The organism is Stutzerimonas sp. R40042 (assembly GCF_026642215.1).
In the GTDB taxonomy this organism is placed as follows: Bacteria; Pseudomonadota; Gammaproteobacteria; order Pseudomonadales; family Pseudomonadaceae; genus Stutzerimonas; species Stutzerimonas frequens.
Genome location: NZ_CP113258.1, coordinates 608,170 through 630,498 on the forward strand (window position 1 = coordinate 608,170; position 22,329 = coordinate 630,498).

Annotated in this window: 21 protein-coding genes; 9 read left to right on the forward strand and 12 right to left on the reverse strand. The window is 64.6% G+C overall.

The annotated features are described in order from the left end of the window. Positions 1 to 20: 20 nt before the first annotated feature. Positions 21 to 884 carry a YicC/YloC family endoribonuclease gene (locus tag OUY36_RS02725; RefSeq protein WP_267936676.1) on the reverse strand — a complete coding sequence of 288 codons (864 nt, stop codon included), beginning with the start codon at positions 882 to 884 and terminating at the stop codon, positions 21 to 23. 148 nt (positions 885 to 1,032) lie between these two features. Here OUY36_RS02725 and rph point away from each other — a divergent pair, with 148 nt between their 5' ends. Beyond that, positions 1,033 to 1,755 carry a ribonuclease PH gene (rph, locus tag OUY36_RS02730; RefSeq protein WP_063539545.1) on the forward strand — a complete coding sequence of 241 codons (723 nt, stop codon included), beginning with the start codon at positions 1,033 to 1,035 and terminating at the stop codon, positions 1,753 to 1,755. Positions 1,756 to 1,772: 17 nt separating this feature from the next. Further along, positions 1,773 to 2,141, forward strand: a complete 369-nt coding sequence (locus OUY36_RS02735; RefSeq protein WP_267936678.1) for a DUF4870 domain-containing protein — start codon at positions 1,773 to 1,775, stop codon at positions 2,139 to 2,141. A 76-nt stretch (positions 2,142 to 2,217) separates the two neighbouring features. On the opposite strand, the gene OUY36_RS02740 is transcribed toward OUY36_RS02735, so the two are convergent. Then, on the reverse strand, positions 2,218 to 2,997 hold the full coding sequence (locus OUY36_RS02740) for an exodeoxyribonuclease III (RefSeq protein WP_102839522.1): 780 nt from the start codon (positions 2,995 to 2,997) through the stop codon (positions 2,218 to 2,220). Between the two features lie 85 nt (positions 2,998 to 3,082). Here OUY36_RS02740 and pyrE point away from each other — a divergent pair, with 85 nt between their 5' ends. The 3 genes from pyrE (at position 3,083) to OUY36_RS02755 (ending at position 6,017) form a co-directional block, all read left to right on the forward strand. Then, on the forward strand, positions 3,083 to 3,724 hold the full coding sequence (gene pyrE / locus OUY36_RS02745) for an orotate phosphoribosyltransferase (protein WP_063539548.1): 642 nt from the start codon (positions 3,083 to 3,085) through the stop codon (positions 3,722 to 3,724). Between the two features lie 47 nt (positions 3,725 to 3,771). Continuing rightward, positions 3,772 to 4,338: a DUF4124 domain-containing protein gene (locus OUY36_RS02750; RefSeq protein ID WP_102839524.1), complete on the forward strand. Its 567-nt coding sequence runs from the start codon at positions 3,772 to 3,774 to the stop codon at positions 4,336 to 4,338. Between the two features lie 203 nt (positions 4,339 to 4,541). Beyond that, entirely contained in the window at positions 4,542 to 6,017 is a 1,476-nt protein-coding gene (locus OUY36_RS02755) for a DUF3360 family protein (protein ID WP_110778252.1), read from the forward strand. A gap of 59 nt (positions 6,018 to 6,076) precedes the next feature. Here the strand turns inward: OUY36_RS02755 and argB are convergent, their stop codons facing one another. The 4 genes from argB to coaBC are packed head-to-tail and all read right to left on the reverse strand — an operon-like array spanning position 6,077 to position 11,275. Then, positions 6,077 to 6,979: an acetylglutamate kinase gene (gene argB, locus OUY36_RS02760; RefSeq protein WP_110778251.1), complete on the reverse strand. Its 903-nt coding sequence runs from the start codon at positions 6,977 to 6,979 to the stop codon at positions 6,077 to 6,079. A gap of 15 nt (positions 6,980 to 6,994) precedes the next feature. Continuing rightward, complete coding sequence (locus tag OUY36_RS21980) at positions 6,995 to 9,565, reverse strand: phosphomannomutase/phosphoglucomutase (RefSeq protein WP_110778250.1); 2,571 nt, start codon at positions 9,563 to 9,565, stop codon at positions 6,995 to 6,997. A 44-nt stretch (positions 9,566 to 9,609) separates the two neighbouring features. Further along, positions 9,610 to 10,065, reverse strand: coding sequence for a dUTP diphosphatase (gene dut, locus OUY36_RS02770; RefSeq protein ID WP_110778249.1), 456 nt, complete (start codon positions 10,063 to 10,065; stop codon positions 9,610 to 9,612). A 1-nt stretch (position 10,066) separates the two neighbouring features. Further along, positions 10,067 to 11,275 carry a bifunctional phosphopantothenoylcysteine decarboxylase/phosphopantothenate--cysteine ligase CoaBC gene (coaBC, locus tag OUY36_RS02775; RefSeq protein WP_110778248.1) on the reverse strand — a complete coding sequence of 403 codons (1,209 nt, stop codon included), beginning with the start codon at positions 11,273 to 11,275 and terminating at the stop codon, positions 10,067 to 10,069. A 137-nt stretch (positions 11,276 to 11,412) separates the two neighbouring features. On the opposite strand from coaBC, the gene radC reads away from it, so the two are divergent. Continuing rightward, complete coding sequence (radC, locus tag OUY36_RS02780; protein ID WP_020306762.1) at positions 11,413 to 12,087, forward strand: RadC family protein; 675 nt, start codon at positions 11,413 to 11,415, stop codon at positions 12,085 to 12,087. Positions 12,088 to 12,093: 6 nt separating this feature from the next. On the opposite strand, the gene OUY36_RS02785 is transcribed toward radC, so the two are convergent. Beyond that, positions 12,094 to 13,419, reverse strand: a complete 1,326-nt coding sequence (locus OUY36_RS02785; protein ID WP_267936683.1) for a hypothetical protein — start codon at positions 13,417 to 13,419, stop codon at positions 12,094 to 12,096. A 3-nt stretch (positions 13,420 to 13,422) separates the two neighbouring features. Continuing rightward, positions 13,423 to 13,851: a PaaI family thioesterase gene (locus tag OUY36_RS02790; protein WP_110778247.1), complete on the reverse strand. Its 429-nt coding sequence runs from the start codon at positions 13,849 to 13,851 to the stop codon at positions 13,423 to 13,425. Positions 13,852 to 13,966: 115 nt separating this feature from the next. Here OUY36_RS02790 and OUY36_RS02795 point away from each other — a divergent pair, with 115 nt between their 5' ends. The 3 genes from OUY36_RS02795 to OUY36_RS02805 all read left to right on the forward strand — a co-directional run bounded on the left by OUY36_RS02795 (position 13,967) and on the right by OUY36_RS02805 (position 17,853). Next, positions 13,967 to 15,484 (forward strand): 3-hydroxyacyl-CoA dehydrogenase, encoded by a 1,518-nt coding sequence (locus OUY36_RS02795; protein ID WP_267936686.1) that lies wholly within the window; start codon positions 13,967 to 13,969, stop codon positions 15,482 to 15,484. Between the two features lie 176 nt (positions 15,485 to 15,660). After that, entirely contained in the window at positions 15,661 to 17,226 is a 1,566-nt protein-coding gene (locus OUY36_RS02800; protein ID WP_267936688.1) for a methyl-accepting chemotaxis protein, read from the forward strand. Positions 17,227 to 17,328: 102 nt separating this feature from the next. Continuing rightward, positions 17,329 to 17,853, forward strand: a complete 525-nt coding sequence (locus OUY36_RS02805) for an Mpo1 family 2-hydroxy fatty acid dioxygenase (protein ID WP_020306751.1) — start codon at positions 17,329 to 17,331, stop codon at positions 17,851 to 17,853. Between the two features lie 6 nt (positions 17,854 to 17,859). Here OUY36_RS02805 and OUY36_RS02810 read toward each other — a convergent pair whose 3' ends face one another. From OUY36_RS02810 to OUY36_RS02825, 4 genes are all read right to left on the reverse strand, one after another. Beyond that, positions 17,860 to 18,603, reverse strand: coding sequence for a hypothetical protein (locus tag OUY36_RS02810; RefSeq protein WP_020306749.1), 744 nt, complete (start codon positions 18,601 to 18,603; stop codon positions 17,860 to 17,862). Between the two features lie 155 nt (positions 18,604 to 18,758). Then, positions 18,759 to 20,306, reverse strand: a complete 1,548-nt coding sequence (locus OUY36_RS02815) for a phospholipase D family protein (RefSeq protein ID WP_200630169.1) — start codon at positions 20,304 to 20,306, stop codon at positions 18,759 to 18,761. Between the two features lie 59 nt (positions 20,307 to 20,365). After that, the gene (locus OUY36_RS02820; RefSeq protein WP_267936691.1) at positions 20,366 to 21,700 is read right to left on the reverse strand and encodes an NAD(P)/FAD-dependent oxidoreductase; all 1,335 of its coding nucleotides are present in this window, start codon (positions 21,698 to 21,700) and stop codon (positions 20,366 to 20,368) included. Between the two features lie 103 nt (positions 21,701 to 21,803). Then, the gene (locus tag OUY36_RS02825; protein ID WP_020306746.1) at positions 21,804 to 22,292 is read right to left on the reverse strand and encodes an Lrp/AsnC ligand binding domain-containing protein; all 489 of its coding nucleotides are present in this window, start codon (positions 22,290 to 22,292) and stop codon (positions 21,804 to 21,806) included. Positions 22,293 to 22,329 lie beyond the last annotated feature (37 nt).

Sequence of the window (22,329 nt, forward strand, 5' to 3'; positions counted from 1 at the left end):
CAGCCGCTAGGCAGCTGGAGTTATTCGATGTTCTGCACCTGTTCGCGCATCTGCTCGATCAGAACCTTGAGGTTCACCGCCGCCTGGGTGCTGCGCGGGTCGAAGGCTTTCGAACCGAGGGTGTTGGCCTCGCGGTTGAGTTCCTGCATGAGGAAATCAAGGCGGCGCCCGGCGGCGCCACCGGCCTTGAGCACGCGCTGAACTTCGCCGACGTGGGTGCTCAGGCGGTCGAGTTCTTCGGCCACGTCACTCTTCTGTGCGAGCAGGACCATCTCCTGCTCGAGGCGTTGCGGATCCAGCTCGGCAGCCATCTCGTTGAAACGGTCGAGGATCTTCTGGCGCTGGGCGGCGAGCATCTGCGGCACTTGCTCACGCAGCGTGGCGACTTCCGCGAGGATGCTGTCCAGGCGCTCCTCGAGCAGCTTGGCGAGCTCCGTGCCCTCGCGCCGACGGCCTTCCTTGAGCTGCTCCAGAGCCTTGTGGAACAGCTCCAGTGCGCTCTGGTTGAGTGCTTGCGGGTCGGCCGCATCGGCGACCAGCACGCCCGGCCAGCCGAGCACCCGCAGCGGATCGATGGCGGCGGGCTGGCGAATCAGGGCGGCAACGCTTTCGGCGGCGGCGATCAACTGGCTGGCGCGCTCCTGGTCGACCTGCAGGCTGCTGCGCTGGCTTTCCTCGGCGAAGCGCAGCGTGCACTCCACTTTGCCGCGCGAGAGGCCCTTGCGCAGCGCATCGCGCACCTGACCTTCAAGATCGCGGAACGCCTCAGGCAGGCGCAGGTGTGGTTCCAGATAACGGTGATTGACCGAGCGGATTTCCCAGCTGAGGGTGCCATGGGTGCCGGCCTGCTCGCTGCGGGCAAAGGCCGTCATGCTGTGGACCATCGGATAACCTCTCGGATGCGGACTGCGAAAGGCGGAGGATTGTAATGGAAACCGGCCATCGCTGCAGTGACGGCCGGACGGTTGCGACCCTTTCCCGGCCAGGGGCTCTATAATGCCGCTCACATTCTTTATCTAGCAGGACCTATCCATGAAGCGACCCAGTGGCCGTGCCGCCGATCAGCTGCGCTCGATCCGCATCACCCGTAACTACACCAAGCATGCAGAGGGCTCGGTGCTGGTCGAGTTTGGCGATACCAAGGTGATCTGCACGGCGAGCATCGAGGCCGGCGTGCCGCGCTTCCTCAAGGGCCAGGGCCAGGGATGGTTGACTGCCGAGTACGGCATGCTGCCGCGTTCGACCGGTGAGCGGAACCAACGCGAAGCCGCACGGGGCAAGCAGGGTGGACGCACGCTGGAAATCCAGCGTCTGATCGGACGCTCGCTGCGGGCCGCGCTGGACATGAGCAAGCTGGGCGAGAACACACTGTTCATCGACTGCGACGTGATTCAGGCCGATGGCGGTACGCGCACAGCCTCGATCACTGGCGGCATGGTCGCGCTGATCGACGCCCTGAAGGTCCTGAAAAAGCGTGGTGGTCTGAAGGGTGGCGATCCGGTCAAGCAGATGATCGCAGCCGTTTCGGTCGGTATCTACCAGGGTGCGCCCGTGCTGGATTTGGATTACCTGGAAGACTCTGCCGCCGAGACCGACCTGAATGTGGTGATGACCGATGCCGGCGGTTTCATCGAGGTTCAGGGTACTGCCGAGGGTGCGCCGTTCCATGCCGATGAGCTCAATGCCATGCTCGCACTGGCCCACGATGGCATGCGCCAGTTGTTCGACCTGCAGCGCGCGGCGCTGGCGGACTGAGAAAGAGGTAGCGCGGAATGAGCGATCAGGATCTCGTGCCGTTGCCCAGTCGCGAAGCGCGCCAGTGGGCAATGTTCTGTCACTATTCGGCGTTCTTCTGGTTCCTGGCGCCGATGATCGGCAACGTGCTTGGCCCGCTGATCGTCTGGCAGTTGAAGAAGGACATGGATCCCTACGTCGACCAGCAGGGCAAGGAGGCGTTGAATTTTCAACTGACCTTCAGCATTGCGATGATGATCTGCGGCGTGCTGGCCTGGATCCTCATCGGCTTCCCGCTGATGGTGCTGGTGAGCGTCGTGGCGCTGGTGCTGGTGGTGATCGCCGGCGTCCGCGCCAACGAGGGCAAGCCCTACCGTTATCCGTTCTGCTGGCGACTCGTCAAATAGGCCGGCTTCGATCTTCGGTTGACCGCTGAGCGGCGATCGGCAATCTCCGCGCCGGTCGCCCTTGCGAGTCTCGAGCTTACAGGCTGAGCGTCCAGTCGTAATCGGCGATCAGCGGTGCGTGCTGGGAGAAGCGTGGCTGACGTGGCAAGCGTGCGCTGCGGACGAAGCGGCGAAGGCCCGAGGTCAGGATCTGATAGTCAAAGCGCCAGCCGAGGTTGAGCATCTCCGCTTGCTCCGTGTCCGGCCACCAGCTGAACAGATCGCCTTCGCGATTCACTTCGCGCAAGGCGTCGACGTAGCCCATGTTGCCGAAGATTTCATCGAGCCAGGCACGTTCGGGCGCGAGGAAACCCGGATCCTGTTGGCAGTCGCGCCAGTTCTTCACATCGATCTTCTGATGCGCGACGTACAGCGAGCCGCAATAGATGTACTCACGACGCTTGCGGCGCTGCTTGTCCAGATAGCGGGCAAAATCATCCATGAACTTGAGCTTGTGATTCAAATTGGCGTCGCCACCCTGACCGGACGGCACCAGCAGGCTGGCAATGCTGACCTTGTCGAAGTCGGCCTGCAGGTAACGGCCGTAGCGGTCCACGGTTTCGAAGCCCAGTCCGGTGATCACTGCTTTTGGCTGCAATCTGGAATAAAGCGCCACGCCGCCCTGTTCCGGAATCTCGGCATCGCAGGCGTAGAGGAAATAACCGTCCAGCTGATAGGCCGGGTCGTCGAGTTCCAAGGCAGAGGCGCGGGTATCCTGCAGGCAGATGACATCGGCATTCTGCGCCTGCAGCCAGCTGAGCAATCCCCGCTGCGCCGCCGCTTGAATGCCATTCACGTTGACGCTGATGATCCGCATAAATGGCCCCTAAAAACACGTGCGTGTATGATAACCCAAGCTCTTCGCAATTAGCTAAAACAGTGGTTTTCCGGGAAATTTCTTCATGCAGGCGTACCAGCGCGAATTCATCCGCTTCGCCATCGAGCGCGGCGTACTGCGTTTCGGTGAGTTCACTCTCAAGTCGGGACGTACCAGCCCTTACTTCTTCAATGCCGGTTTGTTCAACAGTGGCGGTGCGCTCGCCCAGCTCGGACGCTTCTATGCCTCGGCCGTGATGCAGAGCGGTCTGGATTTCGATGTCATTTTCGGTCCGGCTTACAAAGGCATTCCACTCGGCGCCGCGACCGCCATCGCCTTGGCCGAGCAGCATCAGCGTGACCTGCCGTGGTGCTTCAACCGCAAGGAAGCCAAGGATCACGGCGAGGGCGGCACCTTGGTCGGCGCCCCGTTGGCCGGGCGCGTACTGATCGTTGACGATGTGATCACCGCCGGCACCGCCATCCGTGAAGTCATGCAGATCATCCAGGCGCAGAACGCCGAGGCAGCAGGGGTGCTCATCGCCCTGAATCGCCAGGAAAGAGGGCAGGGGCAGCTGTCCGCGATTCAGGAAGTGGAACGTGATTATCGAATGCCGGTGATCAGTATTGTGTCCCTGGAGCAGGTGCTGGAATATCTGGCCGACGACGCTCAGCTGAAACAGTACCTGCCTGCGGTGCAGGCTTATCGCGAGCAGTATGGAATCTGACCCAGGATAGGTAGTCCGCCATGCATAGATTGGTAGCCGCTCGAACGATGCTTCTGTTGGGGTTCATGTCTCCCGCATTGCTTCCGGCTGCCGAGCTATATCGTTACGTCGATGAGCGGGGTGTGGTCGTGCTCGATCGCCATGGCGTGCCGCCGCAGCATATCTCGCGTGGTTATCAGGTGCTCAATGAGCAGGGTCGCGTAGTTCGCGAAGTGCCTCCAGCCCCGAGCGCGGAGGAGTTCGCCCGGCTGCAGGCAAAGAAGGCGCGCGATGCGTCCGACGCGCAGCTGCTGCGGCTCTATGCGAGCGTGGAGGATGTGGAGCGTGCCGAGGCGCGCAAACTGGCTGAGCTCGACAGTGTAATCGGCTTGTCCCAGGGCAATCTGCAGTCGATCCGCAGTCAGCACGCGAGTCTACGCAAGCAGGCGGCGAACCACGAGCGGGCGGGGCGCAAGGTCCCGGAGAACCTGCTGGCACAGATAGAAAACCTCGAGAAGGAAGAGCAGAGCCTGCTGCGCGATCTTGCGCGTTTCGAGAAAACGCGTGCCGAGGCGGAGGTCAACTTCGCTCAGGATCGGCAGCGCATCGCCGAGCTGCTTGGGCAGAACCCGTAAGCGCGTCGACTCGCGCTCCATCCCGAAAGTTCTAGCTGAAAGCGATCTGCCTGCGCCAATGGCTATTAGCTACTTTCGCTTACCGATGCGTAGCTTGCTTATTATCATAAAGGACCCCTCTAACTCAATAGTTTCAAGGTCGTGGTGAGTTGTTTGAGGTCAATCTGTACCGTTGCGCAAAATTTTCGGTATGGCTGACTAGCATGAATGATAGGAACCTACGCAGTTATCAGGAGCTCCACAAGCCGAAGGGAAATTTCGCGACTCGCGCTGAATATCTGGAACACGAACTGGAGATCATGGCGCCGAAACGCTGGGGCATAAACCTGCCGTTTCGCGACTATCGCTTCGAGTACGAGGATTGGGTGCCGGCCATGGCGGCCACCATCGGCAAGATCGTCATGGTGGCGGCGGTCGTTGCGGCTTTTGCCGGGCCGATGGGGCTGTCCAGCGAGTTCGTGATCGAGAACGCGCGTTACGAGATGCTGATTGCTGCGTTGCTCTTCGTGGTGCTGTTCTCGGGGTTCCTCAACCCAACCGCCAACCTGGCTGGCACTCACGGGCCGCTGATTCCGCTGATCCCGCTGATCGTTGCCTCGGGCGGGCATCCGATGGCGCTGGGGATCATGGTCGGTGTGCTCGGTTTTACCCTCGGCGTGTTCAAGGGGGGCAGTCTGCTGGCGCGTCTGACCAGTGACGGTGTCTGCGGTGGTCTGCTGCTCTACCTGGGCTTCATCGGCATCACCTCGCAGATCAAGAAGCTGTTCGGCTGGGCCGACAGCTTCGATATGGGCTACATCGCCTTTGTCGTGGTGTTCGCCACCATCGTCATGTACGCCTATCTCGAACACATCCGCATGCGCTGGCTGGCGATTCCGCTGGGTTCGGCGTTGGCCGCGGTGATCGCCTTGGCATTGGGCGCGCCGTTCGAATTCACCACTGAGCCGGGTGTGCCCAACCTAAATCCAATGTACTGGTGGGGTGAGACTACCGGCTGGCAGATCGGTCTACCGGATCTGCACCATTTCATCGCCGTCGCGCCCTTCGCCGTGCTGGCGGTGGCCATGTGGTCGCCGGACTTCCTCGGGCATCGCGTGTTCCAACAGCTCAACTATCCGCCCAAGGCGAAGAAGGTGCTGATGAACATCGACGACACCATGTGCGTCGCCGCGGCGCGGCAGATCGTCGGCACCTCCCTGGGTGGCGGTAACCTGGCTTCATCCTGGGGCACTTTCATGGTCCCGGCGGCCATCGCCAAGCGTCCGATCCCCGCGGGTGCGCTGCTCACAGGCCTGCTCTGCGTCATCGCGGCGCTGTGGGGCTATCCGATGGATCTGGCCATCTGGCCGCCGGTGCTCAGTGTGGCGCTGATGGTCGGGGTGTTCCTGCCACTATTGGAGGCGGGCATGCAGATGACCCGCGAGGGCAAGACCTCACAGTCGGCGGCCATCGTCATCTTCTCCTCGGCCCTGGTCAATCCGGTGTTCGGCTGGTCGCTGACGGTGCTGCTGGATAATCTCGGGCTGATCGGTGACAAGGAGCGCGGTCAGTCACTGAGCCACCTGCATCGCTGGGTCATCCCGTCGATCGTGTTCATCGTGCTGTGCGCGGTGATGTTGGGTATTGGCATGTTCCCCGGCATTCCAGCAATGTTCGAGTCGTTCCGTATCGACCTCTGAAGTTCGAGAGCGCATGAAAAAGGGGAGCCTCGGCTCCCCTTTTTTTCGCTACGCGAATGTCAGTGCTGATTGTTGGTGATCAGCGTGCCGACGCCGACGTCGGTGAAGATTTCCAGCAGCACCGCATTGGGCACCCGGCCGTCGATGATGTGGGCGCTGTTGACGCCCCCCTGCACCGCCTCCAGTGCACAGCGGATCTTCGGCAGCATGCCGCCGTAGATGGTGCCATCGGCGATCAGTGCGTCGACCTGGGCGGTGGACAGGCCGGTCAGCACGTTGCCCTGCTTGTCCATCAGGCCGGCGATGTTGGTCAGCAGCATCAGCTTCTCAGCCTTCAGCGCCTCGGCCACCTTGCCGGCAACCAGGTCGGCGTTGATGTTGTACGACTCGCCGTGCTCGCCTACGCCGATCGGCGCGATGACCGGGATGAAGTTGCCCTGCACCAGCATCTCCAGCAGCTCGGCATTGACCCCGGTGACCTCGCCGACATGGCCGATGTCGATGATTTCCGGCTTGGTCATCTCCGGCGTCTGGCGGGTGGCCTTGAGCTTTTTGGCGCGGATCAGGCCGGCATCCTTCCCGGTCAGGCCGATGGCGCTACCGCCATGCTGGTTGATCAGGCTGACGATGCTCTTGTTGACCTGGCCGCCGAGGACCATCTCCACCACATCCATGGTCTGGCTGTCGGTGACCCGCATGCCGTCGATGAAGTGGCTTTCGATGTTCAGGCGCTTGAGCAGATCGCCGATCTGCGGACCACCGCCGTGCACCACCACCGGGTTGATGCCTACTGCCTTCATCAGCACGATGTCGCGGGCGAAGCCGGTCTTCAGCTCCTCGCTCTCCATCGCGTTGCCGCCGTACTTGATGACCAGCGTCTTGCCGACGAAGCGGCGGATGTAGGGCAGCGCCTCGGACAGTACCTTGGCGAATTGGGTGGCAGCTTCACGGCTGAGGGTCATGCAGGGCTCCGCAAATCAGAACGGCAGTTTGAGGTCGGGTGCAACGTTGAGCAGCTGTGCGCGGAAGACGTCCTGAATACGGCCGAGTTCTTCCTCGCTGTCGGCCTCGAAGCGCAGCACCAGAACCGGTGTGGTGTTCGAGGCGCGGATCAGGCCCCAGCCCTTGGGATAGTCGACCCGTACACCGTCGAGGGTGATCAGGTTGGCTTCGCCCCACTGAGCGTCACGTTGCAGGGCGTCCATGATGGTGAATTTGCTTTCCTCTGTCACCGTGATGTTGATCTCCGGCGTCGAGATATCGCCGGGGAAGGCGGCGAACACCTGTTCGGCGTCACGCTTGTCCTGACTGAGGATTTCCAGCAGGCGTGCAGCACTGTAGATGCCGTCGTCGAAGCCGAACCAGCGTTCCTTGAAGAAGATGTGGCCGCTCATCTCGCCGGCCAGCAGCGCGCCGGATTCCTTCATCTTCTTCTTGATCAGCGAATGGCCGGTCTTCCACATCACCGGGCGGCCGCCATAGCCGCTGATCAGCGGGGTCAGGCGGCGGGTGCATTTGACGTCGAAGATGATGTCGGCGCCGGGGTTGCGCGAGACCACATCCTTGGCGAACAGCATCAGCAGGCGATCCGGATAGATCATGGTGCCGGCGTTGGTCACCACGCCGACGCGGTCGCCGTCGCCGTCGAACGCCAGGCCCAGGTCGGCCTTCTCGGATTTCACCTTGGCGATCAGGTCGACCAGGTTTTCCGGCTTGCCCGGATCGGGATGGTGATTGGGGAAGTTGCCGTCTACCTCGCAGTACAGCGGGATCACCTTGCAGCCCAGGGCCTCGATCAGCTGGGGCGCAATGACGCCGGCAACCCCGTTGCCGCAGTCGACCACCACCTTCATCGGCCGGGCCATGGCGATGTCGCCGCGGATCTGCTGGAAATAGCGCTCCAGCACATCGACCTGTTCGACCTTGCCGACACCGCTGGACAGGTCGTTGCTCTCGATCCGTTTGCGCAATACCTGAATCTGCTCGTTGGCCAGGGTGTCGCCGGCGATGACGATCTTGAAGCCGTTGTAGTCCGGCGGGTTGTGACTGCCGGTGAGCATCACCCCGGACTTGCCGGCGAGAATGTTGGCCGCGTAGTAGAGCACCGGGGTCGGCACCATGCCGATATCGCTGACATCGCAGCCGCTGTCGAGCAGGCCCTGGATCAGGTGCTGGACCAGCTCCGGGCCGGACAGGCGACCGTCGCGGCCGACAGAAACATTGGGCTCACCCTTGGCGAGGCTCTCGGACCCGATGGCGCGGCCGATCCAGTAGGCGGTTTCGGTGGTCAGGCTGTCGCCGACAACACCACGGATGTCGTAGGCGCGGAAGATACTGGCGGGCAAATTCGGGGCTTTGGCGCTGCTCATTGCGGTTTCTCGCTCCTTGGTGTCGAGGCCGAAGATGTCCTGGTCCTCGTCGAGAATATCGATGTCGAGAATATCGGTCTCCGGCAAGGGCGGAGCGACGTACTCGGTAGGTTTGGCGGGCCGAACGGCGGGGGCCGCGGCAGGTGCCTGAGTCGGGGCCGATCCGGCGGGGCGGATGGGCAGTCGGACCATGTTCCTTGCCAGTGCGTCGAGTACCGGCAGGCTCAAGGCCGGTAATTGGATGGTCTTGCCGGTGGAGAGTTCCTGTAGCAGCCGGCTGATCTGCAGCACGTCCTGGCGCAGCTTGCGCTGCTGGCTGCCGAGTACCAGTTGCAGGCCGATCAGCATGCCGGCCAGCGCCGCCAGGGCGGCTGCAAGCAGGAGCAGCGGCATGAGGGTCGGCTGATCGATAGCGCCGGGCAGGTAGGTCAGCTTCCAGTTGGCGTTGCCACTGGCGAGGGTCAGTGCCGAAGCACTGTCCGCCGCGGTGCCGCGCTGCAGCAGCAGCTGTTCGGGTGCGCCGGAGAACTGCTGGGTCAGCCGCAGCTGGCCAGCGTCGTCGGGCAGCGCCGGGAGTGTCGCGAGCAGATGCTGGAGGTCGCTGACCAGCAGCAGCGTGCCGCGAATCGCCTGCTCGCCCTCGGCGCGCAGCGCAATCGCACTGTAGAGCAACCAGCGGTTGTCGACCTTGTAGGCTTCAGGAGCGGCCGACTGGCCTGCTTCGACCCGCTGCAGCAGATCGAGCGCAGCGAAGTTCAGCGGGCCCGGGCGGCTGGTGTCCGGCACTACCCTGCCGCGCGGATTGAGGTGCGCGTCGACCACGCCGGGCAACTCCAGTAGGCGCCGTTCGGCTTCGCGTCTGAGCTCGGTGTCAGCACGGACGACGTCCACCAGGCGTTGCTGTTCCACCGTTTTCTGGGTATCGGCACGCAGCTGCCGCAGCGCCTGCTGCAATGCGCTGGCCTGGCTCTGGCTCCAGGCGTCGGCAAGCTGGGTCTGTTGCTGCTGCTGGGCGGCCTGCAGGCCGAACCAGATCAGCGCGGCGGCCGCGCCGAGTCCGATCAGGCTGGCTGCGAGGCCACCCAGTAATGGCTTGAGGGTGAAACCGCCGCGCTTGCTGCGGGTCTCGGCCGGGTTCAGAACGCCTGAATCCTTGGCGGTGCGCTTGAAGAGTGCCATGGAGCTCCTCGAATCATCCTGAAAGGTAAGCGGTGTGCAGTGGCTCAGTGGCTGCCGGAATGGCCGAATCCGCCGGCGCCGCGATCACTGCTGTCGAAGTTGTCGACCAGCTCGAAGCGTGCCTGTACAACTGGCACCAGCATCAGCTGTGCGATGCGCTCACCGACGGCGATGCTGAAGGCGCTCTGGCCGCGGTTCCAGCAGGACACCATCAGCTCACCCTGGTAGTCCGAGTCGATCAGCCCGACCAGGTTGCCGAGCACGATGCCATGTTTGTGGCCGAGGCCCGAGCGCGGCAGGATCAGCGCGGCCAGGGTCGGGTCGGCGATGTGGATGGCCAGGCCGGTGGGAATCAGCAGGGTCTGGCCGGGTTCCAGAACAGTGTCCTGCTGCAGCATGGCGCGCAGGTCGAGACCGGCCGAGCCGGGTGTGGCGTATTCAGGCAGTGGGAAGTCCCGACCGAGGCGCGGGTCGAGGATCTTGGCTTGGAGTGCGTGCATGTCAGGACTCTTTGTAGCGCTCGGCGATGAAGGCCACCAGCGCACGGGCGATATGCCCCTTGCTGGCCTGGCCGAAACGGGTTTCGTGCTGTTGGCGGTCGATCACGCTGACCGCGTTGTCTTCGCTGTTGAAGCCGATGCTGGGGTTGGCCACGTCGTTGGCGACGATCAGGTCGAGGTTCTTGTCGCGTAGCTTGCGAGCGGCGTATTCCAGCAGGTTCTCGGTTTCCGCGGCGAAGCCGATGCAGAACGGGCGATCCGCGCGGCCGGCGAGGGTGGCGAGGATGTCCGGATTACGCACCATCTGCAGCAGCAGACCGTCGCCGGTGCTGGGGTCTTTCTTCAATTTATGCGGCGCCACCACTTCCGGGCGGTAGTCGGCTACCGCGGCTGCGGCGATGAGGATGTCGCAGGGCATCGCCGCTTCGCAGGCCGCGAGCATGTCGCGGGCGCTGACCACGTCGATGCGCTGCACGCGATCGGGCGTGGGCAGGAACACCGGGCCGGTCACCAGGGTGACCCGCGCGCCGGCTTCGGCGGCGGCCTCGGCGAGGGCGAAGCCCATCTTCCCGGAGCTGTGGTTGGTGATGTAGCGCACCGGGTCGATGTTTTCCTGGGTGGGACCGGCGGTGATGAGCAGATGCTTGCCGGTCAGCAGGCCGGTCTCGAAGCAGTCGGCGGCGGCGCGGGCCAGCTCCTCGGCTTCGAGCATCCGGCCCATGCCGATGTCGCCGCAGGCCTGGCTGCCGGAGCCGGGACCGAACAGGCGAATGCCGCGAGCCAGCAGCAGCTCGCAATTGGCCTGGGTAGCGGGGTCGGCCCACATGGCCTGGTTCATGGCCGGTGCCAGGGCGACCGGGGCATTGGTCGCCAGCACCAGGGTGGTCAGCAGGTCATCGGCGACGCCCTGGGCCAGACGCGCCATGAGGTCGGCAGTCGCCGGCGCGATCAGTACCAGGTCAGCCCAGCGGGCCAGTTCGATATGGCCCATTGCGGCTTCGGCCGCCGGGTCGAGCAGGTCCAGGTGGACCGGATGGCCGGAAAGCGCCTGCAGGGTGAGGGGGGTGATGAACTCGCGCCCGCCCTGGGTCATCACCACCCGAACTTCGGCGCCATGATCGCGCAGGCGACGGACCAGTTCGGCGCTCTTGTAGGCGGCGATGCCGCCGCCGACGCCCAGGACGATGCGTTTACGATACAGCCGCTGCATAGGCCTGCCTTGTTATCTGGTAGGGATGTCCGGAGTGAGAACCAGGTCAGAAGTCGCCCGGTACCCCGGAAAAATGACGGGCTAAGATAGCACAGCGCCCACAACGGAAAAGTGGGCCTGCTCGACAGGGAGATGACATGAGCATACGTGACTGGCCGGCGGCGGAGCGGCCGCGGGAGAAGCTTCTCGAACAGGGCGCTGCGGCGCTTTCCGATGCCGAATTGCTGGCGATATTTCTGCGTACCGGCGTCGCCGGCAAGAGCGCGGTGGATTTGGCGCGCCACTTGCTCGCCGAGTTCGGCAGCCTGCGTGCACTGCTGGAGGCTGATCTCGAGCCGTTCAGTGCGCACCTGGGTCTGGGGCCGGCCAAGTTCGCCCAGTTGCAGGCCGTGCTGGAGATGGGGCGCCGGCACCTGGCCGAACGGCTGCGCCGCGACTCGGCACTGGAGTCGCCGCAGGCGGTACGCGATTACCTCAAGGCGCGCCTGCGTCACGAGCCGCATGAGCTGTTCGGCTGTCTGTTTCTCGACTCCAAGCACCGGGTCCTGGCGTTCGAGGTGCTGTTCCACGGCACCATCGACGGTGCCAGCGTCTACCCGCGGCAGGTGGTCAAGCGCGCCCTGGCGCAGAATGCGGCGGCGGTGATCCTCACCCACAATCACCCGTCCGGTGTAGCCGAGCCGAGCCAGGCCGACCGTCAGCTGACCCAGCGGCTGAAAGACGCCCTGGCGCTGATCGACGTGCGGGTGCTCGATCATTTCATCGTCGGTGACGGCGAGCCGCTGTCGATGGCCGAATATGGCTGGATGTGAGCGGCGCTACGCCAGCAGCGGCACCAGCAGCAGCGGGCCGAGCACCAGCAGGACGAAGCGGCCGTTCCAGCCGAAGGCGATGCGCCACGGGGAGATCCCCGCGTGGCGCGCCAGCATCAGCGCCGACGGCCCATAGGGCGATAGCAGCATCGCCAGAGAAAAGCCCACCAGCAGCGCCACCGCCGGCTGCATCACCGTGACGCCGTGGCCCGCCAGCTGGGCCAGCAGGGCGGCGCACAGGCTCAGCGAGATGATCGGGGCGACACCCAGCAGCGCCAGCGCGATGATGGCGAGCATGCCGATGGCGCCGAGGCCGAACAGCGCCAGCGGCGTACTGCTGAAATGGCCAGCCAGGCGCTCGACCGGAATCAGGATGGCGGTCAGCCCGCCCAGCAAGGCGGAGCAGGCGAAGATGAAGGTCTCGTTACGCATTCCTGCGAGAGTGTCGCGTACCTCGCCATAGACGGCGGTTGGCGAGCCGCCCTGGCGCATCAGCAGGCCGACCACGGCGAGCGGCACCAGCAGCATCGCTGCCTGGGTCGCCGACAGCCAGGTCAGGCTGGCCAGTAGAGCGATCAGCGCGATGCCCAAGAGGCTGCCGTACAGCAGCCCGCGCAGCTCTCCGGCCGGAGCGGGCGGCAGTTCGCCGTCCGCTTGCAGTTGCTGCAACCGGTGATTGTCCATCGTCCAGCCGACCACCAGCAGGATTGCCGCACAGAGCAGCCCGAACGGCAGCAGTGCGCTCCAGCTGAGCCCTGGCAGCTCGCGGGTGAGAATCGCCACGGCAACGCTGGTGGGTGCCAGCAAGGGCACCAGGGCGAAGCCACGCAGTGCCGTGACCATCACCCCGCGGGCGCCCTCGCGCCGCTGTGCCGGACTGTAGCCGCGGCCGTCCAGATGACGTTCCAGCGAGCCGCAGACCAGGTTGAGCATGCCGAAGCTCAGCACCGAGCTGATGGCGAAAGTGCTCAGCAGATAGCTCGGGTAGAGGCGTCGGCGCGGTTGTCGCAGCAGCAAGCGGTGCAGCTCGCCCAGTTGTGGCAGCCGCTTGACTGCGCAGTGCGCGAGCCCCAGCGCGCCAATGAATGCGCCGTAATAGGCGGCGGCCAGCATGCGCTGCGCCTGCTCCCAGCTGGGTGTGTCGAGCAACAGCCAGTAGGCGAGCAGAGCGAGCGTGACCAGCCCCAACCGGCGCGGGTAGGGCATCAGCGAGCGCCAATGCCAGACGAAGAACAGCATCAGCAGGGCGCCGCTGATCACACTCGGCCATTGCAGGCGGGAGACCAGCGCGAACAGCTCGCAGGCGAGCGCTAGGGGCAGCAGGGCGAGCATCGGTCAGGGCAGCTCGCTGCGCAGCTTGCCGCGCTGGTAGACGCCTTCACCGAAGGCCAGCAGGCGATCTTCCTCGTCCAGCAGGTCGCAGCTGGCCATGAATACCTTGTGCCCGGAGGACCGGCAGCGTGCCACCGCGCGGATGCGGCTGCCGGCTGGCGCCGGTGCGCTGAAATTGACGTTCATCGACAGAGTGGTCGCCACGCGGCGCTGGTCCGCCTGCTCGGTCCAGGTGCCGCACAGGCCCATCGCCACGTCGAGCAGGGTTGCGCTGACGCCGCCGTGCAGGTTGCCGGCGTTGTTCAGGTGGCGTGGCTGCAGCAGCAGTTCGATCACCACCCGCTCGGGGCCGTACTCGGTCAGGCGGCAGCCGAGATCCTGAAAGAAGCCGGTTATGGAGGCTTCGACCTGCTGGCGTGAATGCTCGGACATAAGGGCGTATCGGTAGGAGGTTGCGCCGCAGAGTGGCAGTCTTTAGCCTGCTGGTCAATCTGGCGGAATGTTATTCCGCATTGCGGAATGTGCGGCGTGTGAGGAGGGGCTTGGGATGTTCGACCGTATCGGAATCATCGGTGCCGGCGCCATGGGGCGGGGCATCGCTCAGCTGTTTGCCAGCGCTGGCAAGCAGGTGTGGCTCTACGACGCGCGAGGCGAGTCGGTCGCCGAGGCGCTGCGTTTCAATCGCGAGCTGCTGGAGCGCAGTCTGGCCAAGGGCCGCCTGAGCGCCGAAGAACTCGATGCCGCCCTGGCGCGGATGCGGCCGGCGTCGACGTTGCAGGAGCTGGCCGGTTGCGACCTGCTGATCGAGGCCATCGTCGAGAACCTCGAGGCCAAGCAGGCGCTGTTCGTCGAGCTGGAGGCGCTGGTCGCCGAGGACGCGGTGCTGGCGACCAATACCTCGTCGCTGTCGGTCACGCGGATCGCCGCGGCCTGCCGCCGCCCGCAGCGGGTAGCGGGTTTTCACTTCTTCAACCCGGTGCCGTTGATGAAGCTGGTGGAAGTGGTACGCGGCGAGCGCAGCGATCCGCAGGTGATCGAGCGGCTGGTCAAGCTGGCCGAAGAGGCCGGGCATTTCCCTGCGATCACGCCGGATACGCCCGGTTTTCTGGTCAACCATGCCGGTCGCGCCTACAGCACTGAGGCGCAGCGCATCCTCGCCGAGGGCATCGCTGATGCCGAGCAGATCGACCGCATCCTGCGCGACGGCCCGGGCTTTCGCATGGGGCCGTTCGAGCTGTTCGACCTCACTGGCCTGGACATCTCTCACGCCGTGATGGAGTCGGTGTACCAGCAGTTCTACCAGGACCCGCGCTATACGCCGTCCTACCAGGCAGCGCAGCGGGTCGCCGCTGGTCTGCTCGGGCGCAAGAGCGGCCAGGGCTATTACCGCTACGACAATGGCCAGCAGATGCGAACGCCGGAGCCGGCCCTCGAGCCAGTCTCGGTGGACCGCCCGTTCTGGCTGGACAGCCAGGACGCCGAGCTGCGCGGTTGGCTGGCAGCCTTGCTGGGCCAGACGGGTGCGCAGCTGGAGTCGGGCGAGACGCCGTCGGAACGGGCCATCTGCCTGATCACGCCGTTGGGTGAGGACGCCAGCTCGATGATCGCGCGTCTGGGTTTGCCGGCGGCGCGTTGCATCGCCTACGACCTGTTCTGCGATCACGAACGGCGGCGCGTGCTGATGCGTACGCCGGCGCTCGACCCCGCGCTGGAAGCCCAGGCGCGGCAGGCGCTGGGCGGCGACGGCGTGCCGGTGGAGGTGATCAACGATTCGCCGGGGTTCGTCAGCCAGCGCGTCGTGGCCAGCATCGTCAACCTGGGCTGCGAGATCGCCCAGAAGGGCATCGCCGATCCGCATACGCTTGATCGGGCGATTACCCTGGCGCTGGGCTACCCGAAGGGGCCGCTGGGGTTTGCCGAGCACTACGGTGCGGCGCGCATCCTCGCCATTCTCGAGGCGATGCAGCTCTGCTATGGCGGCGAGGCGCGCTACCGGCCGAGCCCCTGGTTGCGCCGACGCGTGCAGCTGGCGCTGCCTCTCGCGGCGGCCGATCGGCCGGGGTGATCCGAGACCGGCGATGCTGACCGGTGGCAGGCGTGGTGCCTTCAGTTTAGTGCGAAGCGGCCGTTAAATCGGGAGTGAGCCTCCGATAACGGCACGTTGCTACTAAGGCACTACTGTTCTTTAGCGGAGCGTATGGGTACAACGTCGGATCGCCCCGACAAGAACAAGAGGCCGCTATGAGCCCTGCCAAACGCCATCCCCAGGCCATCGTGTTGCACGCCGCGCTGATCATCGGACTGCTGTTCGCGCATCACTGGCTAGCGCCGCCCATGCTGGTCACGGCGGTCCTGCTCTTGCTCGCGGCGCTCCTGCCGTGGTTCCTGCTCGGGCGGGCTGCGCAGGATGGCACGCCGGCCGAGGGGGATGCTTCCCAGAGATTCACCAAGTTGAGCAAGAACCTGTCGCGCAATACCTGCCACAACGCGCTGTCCGCCGCACAGGTGGCCTATAGCGCCGAGCAACTGGCCAGCCGGCTACAGTCGCAGTTACAGGCGGTGAGCGAGATCGCCAATGGTGCCCAAGCCATCGCCTCCACCGAGCAGGACAGCGCCGAACGCGCGCGTCATACGCTGGACGCGGCGCAGTCGGTGCGCCAGCGCAGCGATGCCGGTCAGGCCGAGCTGCAGCGCGCCATCGAGCGTATGCAGCAGCTCAGCGCGCAGACCCATGCCAGCCGTGAGCTGATCGATGGCCTGTCCGCGCGCACCGAAGAGATCCGTCGGATCACCGATGTGATTCAGTCCATCGCCAGTCAGACCAATCTGCTTGCGCTCAATGCCGCCATCGAGGCCGCCCGCGCCGGCGAGGCAGGTCGTGGCTTCGCCGTGGTCGCCGACGAGGTTCGCAGCCTGGCGGCGCGCACATCCAGCGCCACCGAGGAGGTCGGGCGCATGGTGACCGACATTCGTGAGCAGAGCGAAGCGGTGGTCAGTTACATCCAGCGGCAGGGCAGCGAGCTGGACGTTGCGGCCGAACAGATCGCCACGACCGGCGAACAGCTCAGCGGCATCGCCGAACTGGCCGGTAGCGTCGAATCACAGGTGGAGCAGATCACCACCGGTACCGCCGACAACCATCAGCGGCTTACCGGGCAGTTCGTCGCCCTCGACCAGCTGCGCGCCGATGCGCTGGACAGCGAGAAGCAGACCCGCCAGCTCGAGCAGGCCGCCGAACGGTTGGTCGCCCAGGCCGAGAGCGCCAGCGAGCAGTTGGCCGAGGTGCAGCTGGACGATTACCACCAGGCGATCTATGACCTGGCCCGCGAAGGCGCAGCGGCCATCGCCGCGCGCTTCGAGGCCGACGTCCAGGCCGGGCGGATCAGCCTCGAAGACCTCTTCGATCGCAACTACCGGGCGTTGCCCAATACCGATCCGGTGAAGTACCAGACGCGCTTCGACCGTTACGCTGATGAGGTCTTGCCGGCCATTCAGGAGCCGTTGCTAGGGCGGCATCAGTCACTGGTCTACGCCATCGCCACGACTCCGGAAGGTTATGTGCCGACCCATAATCGGGCGTTCAGCCAGCCGCCGGTGGGCAATCCTGAGATCGACCGGGTGAAGAGTCGCAGCAAGCGCCTGTTCAACGATCGCACCGGTGGACGCTGCGGTAGCCATCAGCGCCGCGTGCTGCTGCAGACCTACAGTCGTGATACCGGTGAGCTGATGCATGATCTGTCGGTGCCGATCATGGTCGGCGGGCGCCACTGGGGCGGGATACGCCTGGGCTATCGGCCCGAGGAATAACCTTTCGGTCCTGCAGCTTGGCGCTATAGCCGTGCGTCTGGCCGGGCCGGCTCCGCAGGCAGCGGCTAAGCTTGGCGGACCGCCGTTGCCTGGGACAGCACCATGAAAAGCCTGACCGATCACCTGGCGCAATACGCCGCCTACCACCGTGACCCGCGCAATCTGCTCAGCCATTTCATCGGCATCCCGCTGATCGTGCTCGCCGTGGCCGTACTTCTTTCGCGTCCCGCCATCGAGTGGGGCGGCTTTTGGCTCAGTCCGGCAGCATTGGTATCGCTTGCCGCTGCGGTCTTCTATCTTCGTCTCGACTGGCGCTATGGCCTGCTTATGAGCGCGGTGCTGCTGGTCTGCCTGTGGTTGGGCGCGCGCCTGGCCAGCGCCGGCACGCCGCTCTGGTTGAGCGCGGGCGTGGGGATGTTCGTGCTCGGCTGGATCATTCAGTTCGTCGGGCACTATTTCGAGGGGAGCAAGCCGGCCTTCGTCGATGACCTGACCGGCCTGATCATCGGCCCGCTGTTCGTTGCGGCGGAACTCGGTTTCATGCTCGGTTTGCGCGAGCCGCTGCGCCTCGCCATCGAGGCGCGCGTCGGCCCGGTGCGTCTGCGCGAGTCGACCGCGCGTAGCTGAAGCGCGTCAGGGCCGTGCGGCCATCCACTGGTCGCTGAGGCTGCGCGCGTGGCGGTCGACCGTGATCGGCGCGAAGGGGCGGCCCGAGGCGGTGCTGAAGTTGTTGCTGGCGCTGTTCATGTCCTCCAGTGCCACCTTGAGAAAATCCCAGCGCGTTTTGAGCTTCGCCAGCGTCGGATCACGCTTGCCGTCCAGTTCGGCCAGCTGTGTATCGATGGCCGGCACCAGCTGGCGTTCATCCTGACCCAGGTAGGTATCCGGCTGCTCGCGGGCAATCTCGAAGGAACCTATGTAGGCACGGCTGAGGTACTGCACCGCGAGGTACTCGACCTTGGCCGGCAATTCCGCTCGAGCATCGGCGCCCTGTTGCGCGCGAACCGCGGTGAGAAAATCGCGCAGGGCCTTGCTCATCTGCAGTGGCCAGCCCCAGGGCATATCGTCTTCCTCGTAGCCGAAGCCCGCTCCCTCACGCAAACGCGCGAGCAACTCCTGATGACCTTCGCGCAGCGCGCTGGTGGGGTTGGGCACTTCGAGCATGGCCGCATTCAGCGCCCGGATGTCGTCCTCCAGGCGTAACAGATGGGCCTTCTGGAAGCCTTCGCCACGGTAGAGCAGCAGGCTGCTGGTGGCGCGGTTGGCATGGATCTGCATGTTCTGCAGGGCAGTGGCAGGTTCGCTTGGCGCCGCCTCGGTGAAACCGGGCAGCATCGCAAGTATCAGCAATAGCCAGAGGCGGGTGAAACGTTCCATTGTTGTGCTCCTTTCTTATTTTTATAGAAGCGTTGCGTGCTGGCAGCCGCGAATTGAGCCTAACGGAGCGCTGGCCAAGTGGTATCACCCCAAAGAATGATTTGTAGCGCTTTGTAGTCATTTGCGTCGCTATCGCGCAGCGGCGAGCGGCGAACCTAGAGCATTTTTTCCAGGCCGATCACGTTGGAGAACCAGGCGTTGAAACGTCGCCACAGGCCGCCTGGCTCTTTTTCGATGACGCGCAGTCGGCCACCGTCTTCCGCGATCCAGACCAGCTGCCGCTGTCCACCGCGCTCCTCCAGGCGAACCTCGTAGCTCACCGCCGGCGACATGCCTTCCAGCGTCAGGCGATGCACCTCGCGGGCCAGCTCGGGGCTTTCCACGAGAATGCCGACTTCGCTGTTCCACAGGATCGAGCGCGGGTCGAAATTGAGCGAGCCGATGAAGACTTTTTCCTGATCGAACACCGCCGCCTTGCTGTGCAGGCTCGACTCCGATTCGCCGAGAAAGCTGTAGGACGGTTCCTGCTCCGGCTGCCGGCGCAGTTCGAACAGGCGGACCCCGAGCTCCAGCATCCGCTCGCGGTAGGGCGCGTAGCCGCCATGCACCGCCGGAACGTCGGTGGCTTCCAGCGAATTGGTCAGGACGCGAACGACGACGCCGGCATCGGCCCGGTCGGCCAGGTAGTCGACGCCGCTGTCGGTCGGCACGAAATAGGCGGAGACCAGCGTCAGCTCGTGGCTGACCGCCTGCATGGAGGGAGCCAGCTGGGCGGTCAGCAGCAAGGAGGCAGCAGGCACGCCCTCGGCCAGCAGTTTTTCCGGCGCGTCCCACATGGCTTCGCCGGGCGCCCAGATCAGTTCCTCCAGCCACTGTTGCAGTTGCGGACGCTGCTTGTACTGCATCAGCCGCTGGTACTGCTTGCTGTTGTCCTGTCGTGCCTGTTGCAGGTAGTCACGCAGCTCCTGCCGCGCCTTGTCCAGGCGGCTGGCCTTGGGCTGCGACCAGAGAAAGCGCTGGATGGGCACGCTGAGCTGGTTGTTCCAGTATTCATCGAAGCTCCGCGCCAGCTGTTCGGCTACCGGGCCGGCACCGAGCAGGTCGATGTCGGTGAAATTCATCGCCTGGTCCGCCTCGAAGTACTCGTCGCCAAGGTTGCGTCCGCCGACGATCGCCAGGCTGCTGTCGACCAGCATCAGCTTGTTGTGCATGCGCCTGTGCTGTAGAGACAGGTGCAGCAGCCGTCCCAGGGTGCGGGTGACGGCGTTGCTGCGGCCGATATGCAGCGGATTGAACACTCGGACCTGGATGTTGGGGTGCGCCGCGAGCGTCGCGATCCGGTAGTCATGTCCGTCGCTGGTGGTGTCGTCCAGCAGCAAGCGCACGCGCACGCCGCGATCGGCAGCCTGCAGCAGTTCGTCGATCAGCGCCCGCGTGGTCAGGCCGTCATGGACGATGTAGTACTGCACGTCCAGGCTGAGCTGGGCCGCGCGGATCATCTCGCTGCGGGCGGTGAACGCCTCGGTGCTCTCGGGGAGCAGGCGAAAGCCCGAGTGGCCGTCAGGATGGTCGGCGGCGAGTTGCTGGATCCTACGGCCGAGCGGTGAGGCGTCGGCGGCGACCGCATAGGACTCGGATGGCGCAGGATGGCTGGCACAACCGGCCAGCAGCACAAGCAGCAACAGCGTCAGATAGGCGCGCAAGGTGACTCCGGGTCTGCATCCATTCATTCATGCTTGGACGCTGCGCTTCGTCGGAAAATTCAGAAGCGGTCCTTCAGTCTGTACCAGAGCATGCCGAGCGCCAGCAGCGGCGAGCGCAGCGCCCGGCCACCAGGGAAGGTCGGATGCGGCACCTTGGCGAACAGGTCGAAGCCCTGGCTTTCCTGGGTGGCAATGGCCTCGGCCAGCAGCCGACCGGCCAGGTGAGTGGCGTTCAGCCCGTGCCCGGAATAGGCCTGGGCATAGAACACGTTGGGCTGCTCCGGCAGGCGACCGATCTGTGGCAGGCGATTGGCGCCGATGCCGATCATGCCGCCCCACTGGTAGTCGATGCCGATGCCGATCAGCTGCGGGAACACTTCGAGCATCTTCGGCTGCATGTAAGCCGCGATGTCTTTCGGGTCGCGGCCAGAGTAGTGGCAGGCGCCGCCGAACAGCAGCCGGCCATCGGCGGAGAGGCGGAAGTAGTCGAGCGCCACGCGCTGATCGCAGACGGCCGTGTTCTGCGGCAGCAACTCACGGCGCAACGGTTCGGGCAGGCGTTCGGTGGCAATGATGTAGCTACCGGCCGGCAGCACCTTGCCGGCGAGCTTCGGCTGCAGTCCTTTGAGGTAGGCGTTGCAGGCCAGCACCAGATTGTCCGCGTGCACCACGCCCTGCGCGGTATGCACCTTGATCTGCTGGCCGTACTCGATGCGCTCGACTGCCGACTGTTCGAACAGCCGCACGCCCAACGACTGCGCCGCGGCCGCCTCGCCAAGCGCCAGATTGAGCGGGTGCAGGTGCCCGGAACCCATGTCCAGCAGCCCGCCGAGATAGCGCTGCGAGCCGACCACGGTGGCCAGGTTCGGCCGCGAAACGCGCTGCAACTGATGCGGATAGCCCAGGCGCAGCAGGTCGGAATAGTCTTCGTCGAAGCCCTTGAGGTGACGCGGCTTGGTTGCCAGGTCGCAGTAGCCCCAGGTCAGATCGCAATCGATGGCGTAGCGCTCGATGCGCTGGCGAACGATATCCACCGCCTCGAAGCCCATGCGCTTGAGCTCGTCGACACCCTCTTCGCCGATAATCTTGCTGAACTGCTCGACATCATGGCCGACGCCGCGGATCAGCTGGCCGCCGTTGCGGCCACTGGCACCCCAGCCAATGCGGTGCGCTTCCAGGAGGATGACGCTGAGCCCGCGTTCGGCCAGTTCGATGGCGGTATTGAGGCCGGAGAAGCCACCACCGACGATGCACACGTCGGCCCGCTGTTCGCCCTGCAGCGGCTCAAGGGTCAGCTCGCGGTTGACGCTCGCGGCATAGTAGGAGGGTGCATGGTCGCTGGTGTTCGAAGCGGATGCACGGTGGTTCACTGAAGTGTCATGAAGAGTCTGCATTTTTCTAGGGTAGACCGGAGCGGTATCCCGGAGCAAAGGCGGCTCGGACCGACGGCGGCGTACAAGGCCCGTCGCGGCGTTATGAAATGTGTTGTCAGCGGCTCTAGTCCGGGACCGGCAGGTCGAGGGACTCCTTGATCTCCTCCATCACGATATAGCTCTTCGATTCGCGTACGTGAGGCAGCTTCAGCAGGATGTCGCCGAGCAGCTTGCGGTAGGAAGCCATCTCCGAAATCCGTGCCTTGACCAGGTAATCGAAGTCGCCGGAAACCAGGTGGCATTCGAGCACGTGCGGCAGCTTGAGCACGGCGCGACGGAACTCCTCGAAGATGTCGCCGGACTTGTACGCCAGGCTGATCTCGACGAACACCAGTAGCCCCGCCTTCAGATGTTGCGGATTCAGCCGCGCCGAATAGCCCATGATGATGCCCTCGCGCTCAAGGCGCCGGACGCGCTCGGTGCAGGGCGTGGTGGACAGGCCGACGCGCTCGCCCAGCTCGGTGAACGGCAGGCGTCCTTCGGCCTGCAGGATGCGCAGGATATGGCGGTCGATCTTGTCCAGTTCGCGGCGGCTCTGGTGGCGCGTTCTCAAGGGATAAACCCTCCAAATAAAGCTTCGCTGGCGTGAA

Bases quoted from the DNA above. Each gene is read 5' to 3' on its own strand.
- coaBC (WP_110778248.1), bottom strand. From the start codon at position 11,275: ATGCAGCGGCTGTATCGTAAACGCATCGTCCTGGGCGTCGGCGGCGGC.
- argB (WP_110778251.1), bottom strand. From the start codon at position 6,979: ATGACCCTCAGCCGTGAAGCTGCCACCCAATTCGCCAAGGTACTGTCC.
- OUY36_RS02800 (WP_267936688.1), top strand. From the start codon at position 15,661: ATGAGCCCTGCCAAACGCCATCCCCAGGCCATCGTGTTGCACGCCGCG.
- OUY36_RS21980 (WP_110778250.1), bottom strand. From the start codon at position 9,565: ATGGCACTCTTCAAGCGCACCGCCAAGGATTCAGGCGTTCTGAACCCG.
- rph (WP_063539545.1), top strand. From the start codon at position 1,033: ATGAAGCGACCCAGTGGCCGTGCCGCCGATCAGCTGCGCTCGATCCGC.
- OUY36_RS02755 (WP_110778252.1), top strand. From the start codon at position 4,542: ATGAATGATAGGAACCTACGCAGTTATCAGGAGCTCCACAAGCCGAAG.
- pyrE (WP_063539548.1), top strand. From the start codon at position 3,083: ATGCAGGCGTACCAGCGCGAATTCATCCGCTTCGCCATCGAGCGCGGC.
- radC (WP_020306762.1), top strand. From the start codon at position 11,413: ATGAGCATACGTGACTGGCCGGCGGCGGAGCGGCCGCGGGAGAAGCTT.
- OUY36_RS02790 (WP_110778247.1), bottom strand. From the start codon at position 13,851: ATGTCCGAGCATTCACGCCAGCAGGTCGAAGCCTCCATAACCGGCTTC.
- OUY36_RS02725 (WP_267936676.1), bottom strand. From the start codon at position 884: ATGGTCCACAGCATGACGGCCTTTGCCCGCAGCGAGCAGGCCGGCACC.
- OUY36_RS02795 (WP_267936686.1), top strand. From the start codon at position 13,967: ATGTTCGACCGTATCGGAATCATCGGTGCCGGCGCCATGGGGCGGGGC.
- OUY36_RS02805 (WP_020306751.1), top strand. From the start codon at position 17,329: ATGAAAAGCCTGACCGATCACCTGGCGCAATACGCCGCCTACCACCGT.
- OUY36_RS02820 (WP_267936691.1), bottom strand. From the start codon at position 21,700: ATGCAGACTCTTCATGACACTTCAGTGAACCACCGTGCATCCGCTTCG.
- OUY36_RS02750 (WP_102839524.1), top strand. From the start codon at position 3,772: ATGCTTCTGTTGGGGTTCATGTCTCCCGCATTGCTTCCGGCTGCCGAG.
- dut (WP_110778249.1), bottom strand. From the start codon at position 10,065: ATGCACGCACTCCAAGCCAAGATCCTCGACCCGCGCCTCGGTCGGGAC.
- OUY36_RS02735 (WP_267936678.1), top strand. From the start codon at position 1,773: ATGAGCGATCAGGATCTCGTGCCGTTGCCCAGTCGCGAAGCGCGCCAG.
- OUY36_RS02740 (WP_102839522.1), bottom strand. From the start codon at position 2,997: ATGCGGATCATCAGCGTCAACGTGAATGGCATTCAAGCGGCGGCGCAG.
- OUY36_RS02785 (WP_267936683.1), bottom strand. From the start codon at position 13,419: ATGCTCGCCCTGCTGCCCCTAGCGCTCGCCTGCGAGCTGTTCGCGCTG.
- OUY36_RS02810 (WP_020306749.1), bottom strand. From the start codon at position 18,603: ATGGAACGTTTCACCCGCCTCTGGCTATTGCTGATACTTGCGATGCTG.